General features: G+C 44.7%; 14 protein-coding genes. All 14 read right to left on the bottom strand.

Annotated elements, in window-relative coordinates; genetic code table 11:
* Positions 1-143 precede the first annotated feature (143 nt).
* The gene (locus tag J2Z34_RS15955) at positions 144-770 is read right to left on the bottom strand and encodes a nuclease-related domain-containing protein (RefSeq protein WP_209460866.1); all 627 of its coding nucleotides are present in this window, start codon (positions 768-770) and stop codon (positions 144-146) included.
* 291 nt (positions 771-1,061) lie between these two features.
* Positions 1,062-1,775 carry a GntR family transcriptional regulator gene (locus J2Z34_RS15950; RefSeq protein WP_209460865.1) on the bottom strand — a complete coding sequence of 238 codons (714 nt, stop codon included), beginning with the start codon at positions 1,773-1,775 and terminating at the stop codon, positions 1,062-1,064.
* Between the two features lie 219 nt (positions 1,776-1,994).
* A complete protein-coding gene (locus J2Z34_RS15945) occupies positions 1,995-2,966 on the bottom strand; it encodes an SIS domain-containing protein (protein WP_209460864.1) in 972 nt (323 codons plus the stop codon).
* A gap of 27 nt (positions 2,967-2,993) precedes the next feature.
* Complete coding sequence (locus J2Z34_RS15940; RefSeq protein WP_209460863.1) at positions 2,994-4,589, bottom strand: ABC transporter substrate-binding protein; 1,596 nt, start codon at positions 4,587-4,589, stop codon at positions 2,994-2,996.
* Between the two features lie 18 nt (positions 4,590-4,607).
* On the bottom strand, positions 4,608-5,441 hold the full coding sequence (locus J2Z34_RS15935; RefSeq protein WP_209460862.1) for an ABC transporter permease: 834 nt from the start codon (positions 5,439-5,441) through the stop codon (positions 4,608-4,610).
* Between the two features lie 7 nt (positions 5,442-5,448).
* A complete protein-coding gene (locus J2Z34_RS15930; RefSeq protein ID WP_209460861.1) occupies positions 5,449-6,408 on the bottom strand; it encodes an ABC transporter permease in 960 nt (319 codons plus the stop codon).
* Positions 6,401-7,393 (bottom strand): ABC transporter ATP-binding protein, encoded by a 993-nt coding sequence (locus J2Z34_RS15925; protein WP_209460860.1) that lies wholly within the window; start codon positions 7,391-7,393, stop codon positions 6,401-6,403. The genes J2Z34_RS15930 and J2Z34_RS15925 overlap by 8 nt, the downstream gene beginning before the upstream one ends.
* Positions 7,386-8,378, bottom strand: a complete 993-nt coding sequence (locus tag J2Z34_RS15920) for an ABC transporter ATP-binding protein (protein WP_209460859.1) — start codon at positions 8,376-8,378, stop codon at positions 7,386-7,388. Before J2Z34_RS15920 ends, J2Z34_RS15925 begins: the two co-directional genes overlap by 8 nt.
* 4 nt (positions 8,379-8,382) lie before the next feature.
* Positions 8,383-10,131 carry a hydantoinase B/oxoprolinase family protein gene (locus tag J2Z34_RS15915; protein WP_209460858.1) on the bottom strand — a complete coding sequence of 583 codons (1,749 nt, stop codon included), beginning with the start codon at positions 10,129-10,131 and terminating at the stop codon, positions 8,383-8,385.
* A complete protein-coding gene (locus J2Z34_RS15910; RefSeq protein ID WP_209460857.1) occupies positions 10,131-12,194 on the bottom strand; it encodes a hydantoinase/oxoprolinase family protein in 2,064 nt (687 codons plus the stop codon). The genes J2Z34_RS15915 and J2Z34_RS15910 overlap by 1 nt, the downstream gene beginning before the upstream one ends.
* Positions 12,195-12,236: 42 nt before the next feature.
* Entirely contained in the window at positions 12,237-13,103 is an 867-nt protein-coding gene (locus J2Z34_RS15905; RefSeq protein ID WP_245250857.1) for a PfkB family carbohydrate kinase, read from the bottom strand.
* Positions 13,104-13,364: 261 nt separating this feature from the next.
* The gene (locus J2Z34_RS15900; protein WP_245250856.1) at positions 13,365-13,916 is read right to left on the bottom strand and encodes a hypothetical protein; all 552 of its coding nucleotides are present in this window, start codon (positions 13,914-13,916) and stop codon (positions 13,365-13,367) included.
* 14 nt (positions 13,917-13,930) lie between these two features.
* Positions 13,931-14,104, bottom strand: coding sequence for a hypothetical protein (locus tag J2Z34_RS15895; RefSeq protein WP_209460856.1), 174 nt, complete (start codon positions 14,102-14,104; stop codon positions 13,931-13,933).
* A 182-nt stretch (positions 14,105-14,286) separates the two neighbouring features.
* Complete coding sequence (locus J2Z34_RS15890) at positions 14,287-14,682, bottom strand: AbrB/MazE/SpoVT family DNA-binding domain-containing protein (RefSeq protein WP_209460855.1); 396 nt, start codon at positions 14,680-14,682, stop codon at positions 14,287-14,289.
* Positions 14,683-15,132 lie beyond the last annotated feature (450 nt).

Raw genomic sequence — 15,132 nt, 5'->3', positions numbered from 1 at the left:
ATTACTTCAAAATCTGTCTTTTGTTCATTTAAAAACAGAATCCCCATATGACTAAACACTTTACTGTGTTTCCATCATTATGGGGATTTCATATATATCTGCCTTTAGTTTGAACAAATGAGAATATAAGGAGAATCGGACATTCAGTTCCTCATTCCTCTGACCCTTTCGATATGCCTTTCTTTCTCCTCTTGACTAATTGATGCAAACTTCTGAAGAGCTACTGAATACTGCTCTATGTTGTCTTCATTGAAGATGGTCCGGCTGTTATTAAACCTGTCGGTCATTTTTTCCAGCAAATCCCGTCTTTTGGTCACAATAGCTTCATAGGTGCTTGTAACTGCCTTCAGTTCACAGCGGTCACTGAATACTATATAAGAATGAAAATACTCTCTCCTCACATCGGTCAAAACTTCCAGAAGAGCATCTATATGACCCTTATTCTGCCAGATTGGATTGTAGAACCTGTTCTTTTCACCATTCGGCAATGTCTGAGTCCATTTGAAACTATTTGGATCTCCAAATATCCATCCGCTGTAGTTTTTCGATTCAATGACATATATCCCTGTTCGATTGATAAGTATAAGGTCAATCTCTGTCAAAGTGCCATCGCGTTGAGGTATGTAGAGGTTGGCGAATATCCTTTTTGTCCCTGGAAGCCTCGACATTTCAGAAAAAGTGAGCATTTCCCCAATTTTTCCCTTGTCCTGAACCACTGACTCATAAGTATTACCTGTCATTCCCTTGTATTCAGACTTATTGTACTTCATTGTGGAACTACCTTTAGTGAAGTACCAGAAGAACAAGAAAATTATCAAAATTGTAAACTCCATCGCGATACCTTCCTTGATAGTAATACCATTATCATATCATAAATACGATTTAACACCAATTTGTTTGGTATAAATAACTTTTTATTTCCTTTTTATATTTACAGATATGGAATAATATATTAATCAATCAGCAAAAGTCATTATTACACCCGAATTGTCAGCAATATGATTCAAAAATGAAAATGAAAACCTCAAACCGGAATCCTAGCCGATTTGAGGTATCATAAATCATATTTTCAATGTGAATCGTTCTCCATTTATTGCCTGTGAACCGACATAGACAGGTGTATCGAACTGGTCGTATGCCACGCTCTTTACCAGCAGTATTGGATAGTTCTTTGATAGGTTGAGAAGCTTACCTTCTTCACTTGTTGTCCTGGCTATTTCAACCTCTTTTGAAGATTTGGTTACTGTGATACCATACTTCTCCTGAAGTATCCCAAAGAGTGAATTCGCCTCAAGGTCAGCATTTAGAAGGTCAGCAAACCTTTCAGAAAAGTAGTTCTTCTCGATTACCATAGGTTCTCCGTTGACCGTCCGAAGGCGTGAAATATAGAGAACCTTGTCTCCTGAATTTACTCCAAGCTTTTGTGCAAGTGAGCTGTCTGCTTTTTCAAGCTTCATCTCAAGCACTCTGCTTCCAGGTACCGAACCCATTGCCCTGCACGAGTCTGAGAAGCTTTGGATCTTAGTGTAGTCCCTTTTGTACTTGGTATTGGAAACAAACGTTCCCTTACCCCTCTTCTTCTCGATCAGGCCTTCCTTAACAAGTTCATTCACAGCAGACCTTACAGTCACTACACTTACCGAAAAGTTGTCTGCCATCTCAAGTTCAGGAGGCAATTGCTCGCCTGACTTCAATATTCCGTTGTTTATCCTGTTCATAAGCTCCGCCTTAAGCTGCACATACAGCGGAGTGACACAATTCTTATCGAAGACCATACGAAACCTCCCCAAAATGCTTATAGGCTGATATCCAACTTTCTGGATATATCAGATGCATTATTGTTCTGCATCATTACGCCTGATTTTATTATACCTAAAAAACAATTGTCTTCTAATGGTTATTCTGAATTATTATCAGCTGCTTAATACAATGCTGCCAGTTTAGACGGCAGCATCCATATTCAGCTGATACTATGAAGTTCTGTTACCTAATTCCTAATACTCTACCTTCCACATGTACTTCCTGTAGTCGAAGGACCGTCCTGTTTTTAGAGACATCTGGTATACATAGAACCTCTCCATCGGTATCATTATGACCGGGTCAAAGAATTCTGAAACCCTTGAGTCGATCCTGCCTTTGGTGAAGTCCAGGATATCGAATATCTTGTGGTGTCTGTTGTACTTGTCAATGAATCTCTCGACTCTCTCATCAAGGACCCTTGTCTTTCCGCTTCCCTTGAAGAGAACCATAGCAAGCTTCTCATCAGTGGTCTCGAATGGTCCATGGAAATATTCACCGGAATGAAGCAGCACAGCATGCTTAGTCTGCATCTCCATGAGATGGCATGCTTCCAGTGAATATGCAGTCCCGTATAGCGATCCGCTGGCCAGGATGTAGAGTATGCCGTCATCCTTGTAGTCTTCAGCGAACTTCTGGGCATCTTCAAGGAAATCAATCTTTGCCTCTGCGATTATTCCGTCAACAGCCTTGTATGCTTCCATAGCCACTTCATAGTCCTCGTAGTCCTCATACTGCTTAAGGATCTCAAAGCCAAGCCTCAGTGAATTCGACTGGTTGCTTTCCGAGTATATCTGGTCGTTGCCATTGGAGTATACTACTACGTATTCACCTTCCTTGGCCATCTGAGTGTCCGGGAAGCCTGTCATTGCAATTGCAACCGCTCCTTTGGCCTTTGCAGTCTGAACAGCTTCAACAGTTTCTCTGGTTGCATTCAGCGAGCAGATTATGCAGATGCTCCTCTCATCAAGTGCCTTCGGAGTTGCAGCATTGAACTCACCGCTGTTGTGTATTGATGTGGTAAAACCCTTTGCCTCGCATTTCAGCAGGTAGTGACCAGGATAAATGGCAGCCTGCGACCCTCCGCAGGCTACAAAATATACATGCTTGAGTTCGCCCTTGCCTATGCGATTCTTCTGAATATCCTGTATTATCTCTTTTACTTCCATAAAATCTCCTATCTTGCGACGTTTTGCCTATTTGGCTACTGTAGTGTTCTCCAGTGTTATTCCTGAAGTGTAGGTAAGTATGCCGTCCATGTTCTGGAAGCCCTTTACCTTGTCAGACATCGCAAATATCTGTTCTCTGTAGTTTATGAATACGAATGGTGAAAGCTCAAGTGCCCTTAGCCTGAACTTGTCGTAAATGACCGCCCTTTCTGCCTCGTCAACCGTTGTCCTTCCTTCTTCAAGAAGCTTGTCAATCTCCTCGTTAGCGAACCATGCAGAACTGTTCATCCTTGGCTCTCCGCTTGCGAAGTAGTTTGTTACCCAGTCCATGTCAAGTATGTTTCCGGTAGTTCCGGATACAAGTATGTCATAGTCTCCTACATTTGACCTTGATATCCTTGTTGCCCAGTCAGGAAGCTCAACCTCCGCATCAATTCCGATCTGCTTTAGGCTTGACTGAACTACGAGAGCTGTCTGCTTGTGCATATCGTAAGTAGAGGTAGCAAGTATCTTGATCTTGAACCCGTCAGCATATCCTGCTTCAGCAAGGAGTGCCTTTGCCTTAGCAAGGTCTTCTGTAAAGAAGTTGTCGTACTTTCCATCATAGCCGTTCTGGCCTTTCAGTGTAGGGAACCCATATATTGGAATACCTCTTCCCATGAATGCCGCGCTTATTACGCCTTCCCTGTCGACAGCATATGCTATTGCCTGCCTTACCTTAGGATCAGCAAGCGGTCCGGTCTTTACGTTGAACTGAAGGAGCATGATTGGAGCTACTGATATATCAAGCACTGCGTCCTTTGCTGATTCAAAGGCTATAGCCTCATTCGATGGCACATAGTCGATGATGTCCACGTCACCGCTTCGAAGAGCATTCGCCCTTGTAGCATTATCAGTGTAGAATACAAACCTCAGGGCATCTGATTCGGGCTTGCCTTCCTTATAGAAATCAGCGAATGCTTTGACCTTTATCTCTCTTCCCTTGTCCCAGGATTCGAAAATATAAGGTCCGTTGCCCATTGCTTTTATTGCAGGGTCATTAGCAGTGTTGGTGAACCATGCCTTTGACACTATTACTGTCTCAGGAAGTGCCAGCATGTCAAGGAATGGAGTCGAAGGCTTCTTGAGGATTATGTTGGACACCTTGGCATCGACTACCTCAACCTTGTCAACCATCAGCCTGAAATCCGCACCGAAGGTAGCCTTGGAATCTGGATTGAGGATCCTGTCAATTGAGTACTTGACATCGTCTGAAGTCACATTGCTTCCGTCATGGAACTTAAGTCCGTCCTTGAGTGTCACCTTGTATGTGATTCCGTCTGCCTGCAGCTCGATTTTTTCTGCAAGTTCCATTGCCTTGCTGTTGTCCGGCTGATAGGACATGAGTCCTCTGTATATGTTCTGCTTGATCAGCCTTGTAGCCTGACCGGACTGGATATGGGGATCGAGAGTTGCTGGTTCGGCGCTTATTCCGATTACAACCTCATCCTTGATCTCTGATGCAGTAGGTGCGCTTGTTCCTGAAGGAGTAGTTGGTGTCGCTGGAGTCTGGCCTGCGCAGCCTGCAAGAATCATGGTGGAGAGAGCTACAGCTGCAAGAAGTTTGACATGATGCTTTTTCATTGCGGGTCTCCTTTCAATTCATATATTGGACTTGAGTTTAGGATCCAGAATGTCCCTTAAGGAATCACCGAGCAGGTTGGCTGCAAGGATCATCAGAAGGAGAAACAGCGATGGCCAAACGAGATACATATAGTTGAATGAAATGTAGGTCTTTGCATCACCGATCATCTGCCCCAATGAAGGGTCCGGCGGCTGCACTCCCAGTCCAAGGAAGCTTAACCCTGATTCAAGGAGTATGGAGTTTGATATGGTAAGACTAACCTGTATGATCAGTGATGCGAGTATATTCGGGAAAATGGTCTTGAAAAGTATCGATGGAAGGCTTGAGCCTATTGAAATCTCACTTTCCACATATTCCATCTTCCTGAGCTTCAATGTGTTGGAGTAGGCTATTCTTGCAAAGTGAGGTGTGTAGAGTATGCCAATAATCACTATGAGGTTCCTTACTCCTGCTCCGAACAGCCCTACTATAAGCATTGCAAGCAGTATGGGCGGAAACGACAGTATTATTTCTACAACCCTCATTGCTGCATTTCCGAGCACACCGCCTCTGTAGCCTGAGAGGATTCCCAGGATCGAGCCTGCAGCGAATGCAATCGCTGTAGCAGAAAGTGCCACGAATATAGATGGCCTTATACCGAGTATCAGCCTTGAAAGTATGCACCTTCCGAATTCATCGGTGCCCAGAGGGAATCTTAATGATGAGCCCTGGAGGATCATCGTGGTGTTCATCTCAAGAGGATCATTTGGTATTATCCTGTTTCCGAATATAACCACGATAAGCAGCGGTATAAGTATTATCATGCTTATTACGAATTTCCTATTCTCAAGGTAGATTCCAAATTTCTTCATCACTCACCTACCTTGCACGCGGGTCAAGAACCCCGTAAATAAGATCTACAGAAAGGTTTGTCAGTATCGCCATGCTGGCCATAACAAATATGCACCCCTGTATCAGTGGATAATCCCTGTAGTTGATTGCCTTGACCAGGAGTGTTGATAGTCCTGGCCAGTTGAAGACATTCTCCACAAGCACAGTACCTCCGATAAGAGTTCCAGCCTGGAGTCCGATGACTGTTATTACCGGTATCAGTGAATTCCTGAGGATGTGTCTTATGAGTATTTTCCTCTTCCTTACTCCCTTTGCCCTGAGAGCAATGACATAATCCCCTGACATGGACTCAAGCATGGATGACCTGGTCATCCTTATTATCGAAACTGCAAGGCCCATGGATAGAGTTACCGTAGGCAGTATCAGCCTCCTGTAGTGTTCAGCCACATTCTTGGTGATATCCACATAACCGCTGGCCGGCATCTTTGGCAATCCCAGCTTGAACACATCAAGGGCAAACACGATTACCAGCAGATATCCAAGCACGTAGACCGGGGTTGAGATCCCGAGAGATGCCACCATTGTAAGCAGCGTATCTATGACTGAGCCTCTTTTTATTGCAGAGATGACACCCAGGGGGATGCCTATGAGGCATGCTAGAAGAAGGGCAAAGAATGCCAGCTCAAGAGTCCTTGGGATCCTTGATGCAATTGCTTCCATAACCGGTATCTTCTCGCTATATGACTTCCCCATATTTCCTGTCGCGATTCCCTTAATCCAGCTGAAATACTGTGTCGGGATACTTTCATTGAGACCCAGTTCTTCCCTGATTGCTTCAACAACAGCCGGATCATGGTTAACATCAGACCCCAGCATTGTCAGCACAGGATCCCCCGGCATCATATGCAGGAGCACGAAAACTATAGTTGTGACCACAAGTATCTGTATTGCGGCTATTCCAAGCCTTCTTGCCATGAATTTAACCATTTGACGATGCCTCCTTCCCGGGATGAAGGAAACAGGCTACAAGGTGGCCAGGTTCCACTTCTTTAAGTTCAGGAGGATTCTCCTTGCATCTTTCGAATTCGTAGGGACATCTGCCGCATAGCCTGCAACCCTTGGGAGGGTCAGCAGGGTTAGGCAGTTCGCCAGTTATTGGCCTGTAGCCTGCCGGATTCTTCATCTTCACCTCAGGTATCGCAGACATAAGCAGCTGGGTGTATGGATGGAGAGACCTGAGGTAAAGGCTTCCCTTTGGTGCTACCTCTATGAGCTTTCCAAGGTACATGACGCCTATCCTGTCTGACATGTGCTTTACAACTGCAAGGTTATGGGATATGAACATATATGTCAGACCGAATTCCTTCTGGATGTCCTTAAGCAGGTTAAGCACCTGTGACTGTATCGAAACATCAAGCGCCGATACAGGCTCATCACAGATTATGAGTTCCGGGTCGGCCGCGATTGCTCTCGCAATGCCGATCCTTTGCCTCTGGCCTCCTGAAAACTCATGGGGATATCTGTTGATGTATCTGCTGCTGAGCCCGACAAGCTCCATCAGTCTCAGCACTTCCTTTTCCCTTTCCTGGCTGCCCATTTGAGTATGCAGCCGAAGCGGAGCCGATATTATGTCCTTTACTGATTCCCTTGGATTCAAGGAGTCATATGGCTGCTGGAAGACCATCCTCATCTTTTTCCTGTGGCTCCTCAATTCCTTTGAACCCATTGTCAGGATATCAGTGCCCTTATAGATCACAGAGCCTGAGTCAGCCTTCTCCAACCTGAGTATTGTCCTTGAAAGTGTGCTTTTTCCACAGCCTGATTCACCTACAAGCCCGAAGGTCTCGCCCTTCAGGATACTGAAGCTTACATTATCGACTGCATGGACGACTTTCTTTTCACCGGAGAAAAGCTTTGGTCTTATCTTGAAGTATTTGGTCAGGTTGTCTATTTCATACAAGACTTCACTCAAGAGCTTCCCCCCTTACTATTTCTTCGCTTCTGAAGCATGAAACCAGATGGCCTGGTGAGACACTTATGATTCCGGGATCCTCCTTGCGGCATCTTTCCATCACCAGCGGACACCTTGTGCTGAACCTGCAGCCTTCTGGCATTGACTTGATGTCCGGAACGACCCCGTCGATGCTGTAAAGCACCTCCAGGTCCGTATCCATCTTCAGCATTGACCTTATGAGGCCTCTGGTATAAGGATGTACAGGATTTTCCAGGAGTTCAGTCTTCGTCGAAGCTTCCATTATCTTTCCTGCATACATTACGATCACCCTGTCTGCCACTTCAGATATGACACCCAGGTCATGGGTTATCAGAAGTATCCCCATTGAGGTTACTCTCTGGATCTCCTTCAAAAGGTCCAGGATCTGGGATTGGACTGTGACATCAAGCGCAGTGGTTGGCTCATCTGCTATCAGTATCTTGGGCGAGCACGAGAGTGCTATCGCAATCATCACCCTCTGGCACATTCCACCTGAAAGCTCGAAGGGATATGAATCGAATACTCGTGTAGCATTGGGTATCTTCACTGATTCCAGCAGAGTCAGAGCCCTTTTTTTCGCTGCATCCCTGCTTATGTCCTCATGTGTGAGTATTGCCTCGGTTATCTGTGAGCCGACTGTATATACCTGGTCAAGCGCCATCTTGGAGTCCTGAAAGATCATTGCGATTTCAGTCCCCCTTATCTTCTCCATTTCCTTTTCTGTGAGTCCTGCAAGCTCTCTTCCCAGAAAGGAAATGCTTCCTTCACTCACACCAGCGTTATCAGGCAGCAGGTTCAGTATTGCCTTGGAGGTTATCGTCTTCCCGCTTCCGCTTTCACCCACTATACCGAGTATCTCTCCCTTTTTCAGCTCGAAGCCTATGTTCTCAACAGCCTTGAAGGATTCCTTCTTGTTGCTGAAGGCTATTGTAAGTCCCTCCACTTTCAGAATGACATCCGACATAGGCCTAACCTCTGCCTCTGAGCATATTTGTCTCGGCTTCGTCAATTTTCCATGTGTACCCATCCTTGATCACCTTGACACGGTATAGAGCAGCTGCATTCTTCGGTGATACTTTCCTGTCTATCACATCCATGAGTACCCTCTCAGGCTCTCTTCTTACTGGGTCGCCATAGCCACCTGAACCCGGTGTCCTGACGCTTATGATGTCGCCCTTGTTAAGCGGGATATCAGTGCATTTTGATGGTAGCTGCTGCCTGCTTCCGTCATGCCTTTCGAGGAAGTATGCACCTCCGGCTCCTTCAAGGCCGCCTTCAAGCCCCCATGGCAGGAATATCTGCCTGTCGCCTAGCCCTGTATAGGATATACCATCGAACATGATTTCATATTCCCTTGTTATTCCAAGTCCGCCTCTGTTGGTTCCTGCTCCGCCGCTGTCCTCCCTGAGCTCGTATCTGTTGACAGTCACAAGCGGGAACTCCATTTCAAGGGCCTCTACCGGAAGGTTCGAAGTGTTAGTCATATGTACCTGTACTCCGCTGAGTCCGTCCTTATACCTGCTTGCACCTGATCCTCCAGCAACGACCTCAAGGTATACGAAGAACTTGTCTTCATCCCTTGGATCCTTTCCAGAGAATATCGCTGACGTCACCGAGCTGTTGCAGGCAGCGATCACCCTGTCAGGGACTGCTGGGGCAAGTGCCCCGAAAATCGTATCGACAACCCTCTGGCAGGTGTCTATCCTGGCTCCTACCGGTGCAGGATTTTTCGCATTGATTATAAGACCTTCCTCACACTCTATTTTGAATGCCCTGTATATTCCTGCATTCGACGGGATGTCCGGATTGATAAGTGCCTTCAGTGAGTAGAATACTGTCGCCAGCAGCCCGTTGTAGGTGACGTTTATTGGACCGTTCACCTGCGGGTTCGTGCCTGCGAAGTTAAGCGTCATGGTGTCATCCTTGATCTCTATCCTTACCCTTATAGGTATTGGATTCTTGGATGCCACTCCAGCGTCGTCCATGTAGTCGGTGAATGTGTATATGCCATCCTTAAGGTCCTTTATTCCTGCCTTGAGCTTCCTTTCCGCATAGTTCTGAAGCTCGTGCATGCTTTCTATAAGCAGGTCACCGTATCTCCTGTATGCTTCCTTGAGTCTCTTGATGCCAACCGTATTTGTCGCCACCTGTGCCTGCAGGTCTCCGTGCCTTTCCTTAGGCAGCCTGCTGTTGGTTGCTATGAAGTTGACTATGTCCTTTTCAAGGGTTCCCTCTTTCATGATCCTGACTATAGGGATCTTAAGCCCTTCCTGGAATATGCTTATGGCATCTCCCGAGGTAGATCCAGGTACCTTTCCGCCTACATCGCTGTGGTGTGCAAGGTTCGCTACCCAGCCTACAAGCTTTCCTTCCACAAAGGCGGGTGCAACCAGAGTTATGTCAGGAAGATGGGTTCCTCCGCCATTGTACGGATCATTGCCTATGAACATGTCCCCTTCATGAATCTCACTTGTCTCGAACTTCTTGTATACCTCATGCACTATGCCAAGCAGTGATCCAAGATGCATTGCCACATGTTCAGCCTGCGATACCATATTCCCTTCAGGGTCGAAGACTGCAGTTGAGATGTCTCGTCTTTCCTTTATGTTTGTCGAGTATGCGCTCCTTATCAGGGCATGTCCCATTTCCTCTGCTATCGAAAGGAGCAGGTTACCTACTATCTCGATTGTTACCGCATCTACGCGATTCTTGTCCATCAGGCCTTACCTCCTTCATGCGTCACTATGAGGTTCCCGTATCTGTCGTTATATGCCTTCCATCCCGGAGGTATTACGCAGGTTGAATCCATTTGTTCGATTATCGCAGGACCATAAACCGCCGTTCCCCTCTTGATGCTGTCCCTCTGAATTATCCTTGTCTCTATGAATTCTCTGCTTCCTTCATACCTTACCTGCCTTAACTCGGTAACCGGTACATCGTCATGTACCAATTTATCGCTTCCAGGTATAGTCGGCTTGTCGATTATACCTATTGCACCAAGCCTGTAATTTACAAGCTGTATGTTCTTGTTCCTGTCGAAGTAGCCATAGGAGTTGTTATGTTCCTCATGGAAGCCTTCGATGAGCTCGGAGAGTATCTTCTCATCCATCTGTCCATCGGATATCTCCATTGAGATCTCATAGTTTTGGTTTTCATACCTGCAGTCAAGGGAATATACATACTTCCTCATGTCTGAAGGGACGCCCTCGTTTTCAAGCAGCTGATCGCCCTCTTCCTTAAGGTTCGTGAATATTTTCCTGATTTCCTTGAGGTTTTCCCTGTTTGCAAGCATTATCCTTGACCGGCTGAGGTCAAACCTGGTATCAGCCATGAGAAGTCCCAGTGAACAGAGTGTTCCTGGTGATCCTGGCAGAAGGACTTTGCTTATTCCGAGTTCCGCTGCCACTTCACATGCATGAAGTGGTCCTGCCCCTCCGAAGGCCATAAGTATGAACTCCCTGGGGTCGTAGCCCCTCTCTATCGAGACTCCCCTTATTGCCCTTACCATGTTGGAATTGACTACTGAGATTATTCCGGCTGCAGCATCAATAACGTCAAGTCCTGATTCAGAGCAAAGTCTCTTCTCAATGGCAGATTCTGCCAACGTCCTGTCAACATCCATCTTTCCGCCGAGTATCTTGTGCCTGTTAAGTTTCCCGAGCACTATGTTGGCATCAGTGACTGTAGGTTCCTGTCCACCCCTCATGTAACATGCAGGTCCGGGCACAGCCCCTGCGCTCCTTGGGCCTACCTTCATGGCTCCGCCTTCGTCGATCTTCGCAATTGAACCTCCACCTGCTCCAACCGTTATTATGTCTATCATAGGAACCCTTGCCGGATACCCTTCAACATACCTGTCATAGGATACCTGCAGCTTCCCGTTCTGGATAAGGCTTATGTCAGCACTCGTCCCTCCCATGTCGAAGGTTATTATCTTGTGCTCGTCACTTAGTCCTGACAGGTAAGATGCTCCCACCGCTCCTGCGCTTGGTCCTGATACAGCAGTCTTTATAGGATAATCTATCGTCTCAGCGATCGATATTATCGACCCGTTTGACTGTGTTACATATGGTTTTGTCTCTATCCCGACTTCCTTTACACTGTTCTCGAAGTTCCTGACATACTTCTTCATGACTGGTCCCAGATACGAGTTAAGGACTGTCGTGCTCATCCTTGGATATTCCCTGAACTCGTTCACAAGTTCACTTGATATTGTGACGTAGGCTTCAGGAAACTCTTCCGAGATAATCTCCTTTATCCTCTTCTCATGCACCGGATTGATGAATGAGAACAGGGTGCATACAGCTATAGAATCCACCTTCTGGTCTTTAAGGAATGAGACTGCGTTCCTAACATCATCCTCATTCAGCGGCAGCTTTACAGTGCCGTCATGCATTACCCTTTCCCTGACCTCGCACTTGCAGCCAGGAACTATAAGGCTTTCTGGCTTGTCCTTAAGCAGATTATAAAGTGATGGCCTTTTCTGGTTACCTATCTCCATTAGGTCCTTGAAGCCGTATGTAGTTATGAGTCCAGTCCTTGCCCCCTTCTTCTCGATCAGAGCATTTGTCGCGACAGTTGTTCCATGTCCAAGGAAAGATACTTCATCAGGTGCTATTTTGCACTCTTCAAGTATCTGGATAATCCCGCTTACAATTGCCCTCGAAGGGTCATCCGGTGTTGAGCTTCTCTTGAAATTCTGTATCTCCCTGGTGTCCGTATTGTAAAGGGAAAAATCCGTAAAGGTCCCTCCTACGTCCACTCCAAGCATATAAGACATTGCCATCACTCCTTGAAATTTTATGCTATCTATTGCTAAGAACTAAGCTTCGTCAAAATCCATGCCTTCCCCGAAGGCTCCGTATCTCATGCAAACCTCTGCCGCCATCCTGCTTCCTGTTTCAAACGCAGATACCACAATGTCGTTGTAAAGCGTGTCTTCAGGTCCTATCCCATCAACAAGAGTTCCCGTCGCATAGATGGCGAGGAATCCTGCTGTGAAGGAATCGCCTGCCCCCAAGGTATCCAATGGTTTGACCTGAACAGGCCTGTGCCTATAGAACTCCGTCCCGTCATAGAACATTGACCCATCTTCACCCATAGTCATGAGCACAAGCCTTGTCCCCATACCATGGACCCTTAAAGCAAGGTCCCTGCATTCTTCCATAGTCAGTCCGGAACAGGACATTATTGCAGCATCGATAAGCGGAGCAACTGACCTTAACCTTTCATCATCCTTCCAGCTCAGTGAGAAATCATAGGACAAAATCGGAACCAATCCTTTCAGCTTACTTAGCTCCTTGTCCATATAGCTGTTGTTGCTGGTGTGGATGACATCGAAGCTCCTTATATACTCGAGGTCAGCCTCAGTGAGTTCTAGTGGATGCTCCCTGAGCATTCCTCCCTTGTTGCTCCTCACAAACACCCTGTCACCATCTACTATGTCTACCACAGCGTAGCCGTTCTCCCCATCGTAGAACCTTGATCTGGAGTAGTCTATCCCCATGGCAGACAGAGTATTGAGGATATGTCTCGCGACATCATCGGAGCCGAATACCCCCATATATGATGCTTCGATCCCATTCATCCTGCAGAAGGCGGCGAAGTTCAGTGCCTGTCCTCCCGGATACATCTTCTTAAGGTTCAAGTACTTGTCGCAAACATTGTCGCCTATTCCTATTACCTTCATAATTCACTCCAAACATACATGTACTTATATAAACTCATATTACATATTATAAACGTACATCAATTCTCAGTCAATCATTTGGATACGTTTTACTGTTGACGTTTTCACAATATTTTGATCTAATAGTTATTAATGTATCAGCGCTTTTCAAATAAGCATAAAATTAATAATGTCTTATTGCTATATTGCACTATACATATAGTATCGTTATATCCCTCAAAGAACATAAAAAAAAGCACTTCTGAAGAAGTGCTGAAATTATTAATTTTTAACTAGTTCATTCTCTTCAAAGATTCTAAAGAATTGAACAAATTCATCATCCTGATATTCTTTTTCAAGTTTGTTAAAACCAAACTGCTCGTAAAATCCGTAAAAGTATGGAACCTTCTTACACTCAAGTATGATCAAGCGTCCACCCAACCGCGCTTGCCCATCAAATATTGTGTTCAAGCAAAATTCCATGATCTTATGACCTGTAACATTATCTTTGTATAGCTCATTTTTCCCAATCTGGCCTATCAGTATGGCTGGAAGTTCTGTTATTATTTCACCGTTCCTTTTCGCACTTAGTCCATCTAGTTTTAATATTCTCCGATTAGAAAACTCAGATGGTATTTTTAACACTTGAATTGCTATAGTATAATATCCTAATATATTAAATTTATCTGAATCCTCATCAAAAACCAGGAATGTTCTACTTTTACCAAGTTTTTCAAACATTATTGCCTTCTGTTTAATGAAGTTTTCAATATCAATATCTTTGCTGCAAACAAAAATAGAAATAAGTTCCTGGGCCTTTGCCTCATCACTCATTTCTATCAGTTTCTTTAGCGAGACAACATTTTCTTTAATTTAAGCTCACCTCGCCTCTCATTGCTTGGCGATGTTAGTGTCCTATCTATCTTTATGCTTTTGTGAGGCTTAATAATCATTTTTGTGAAAGATGCTACCTCCCTTTTATCCTTAAGGATAAATGATTTATCAAAAGATGAAGTTGCCATAAAAATCCCTCCTTTCATCACTCTACGAATATTTTATCACAAAACTGACGCCAGTATCTAAATAACAAATGAATAATCAATTATATTTACTATATGTATGCACTTTTCAGATGGCTATCTTTCTGGACTACTTCTCAGCGATTGGCATATAAGTTACAGGAATATAACTCACTCCTCGTTTCCTAATCTCCAAAGATGTCATCTGTCTCATCTACATAGTAAGCAGATGCCGATTCTGCAATCCTATCAGCTTCTTCAATCAATTTTTCTACAGCTGGTTTTACTTTACGACTCATTTTCTTGAATTCGTCTAAAAGCTTTTCTCCAGAATAGCCCTGATTGATCAGTTCCTTTAGAATCTCTTCAGCAAAATAGGACTCATCAGATTTTACTGGTATCAGAATCAGCATTCCATTAGACTTGATACATTCTATCTCCTTGTCAAAACCAAGTGCTTCATAGAACTTGGACGGTATTGTAATCTGTCGTTTGCTTGAAATCTTAATTTTGGATTTCTCAAACTGTTCAGGTTTAGCAGTTTTCCTTGAATCAGCATTTGGGATATTCTTAGTAACCATTAATAATATCCACCTCCAAATAAAGTAAGGATTCCAAGCTTCCTTACTTTATTATATGCGCATTAAATTATATTTCAACCCAAGAACTATTATACTTTCAGTCATTTCCTAATTACGAGCAGCTATTTGTCACAGTCCTCAACTATGGCTTACAAGCCAGTATTATTAAAGAAAAAAACTTACTCGTAGAAATCTATGTAGATTGATTTCATTCTTGATCTGGTTTTATCGTACTTACCAGATACTTATGATGCCTTAGCCGGAGAATCCGAAAATCGGTCATTGTGGAAGTCATTGTTATCCTGATCTCTGCAGGCTTGTCAGTTTGCTCTTCCAATCACATTTGTTTTGGAACAAGAAAGTAGGCCGACTTATTGCTAAGCCAGCCCCTTATCAAACCGTACGTGCGCTACTAACGCATACGGCTTACCAATTTGTATATCAATCAAT

Source organism: Youngiibacter multivorans (assembly GCF_017873395.1).
GTDB classification, from domain to species: Bacteria; Bacillota; Clostridia; order Clostridiales; family Clostridiaceae; genus Youngiibacter; species Youngiibacter multivorans.
Note: the sequence above shows the minus strand (reverse complement) of the source record. Positions and strands in the feature narration are given on the sequence as shown.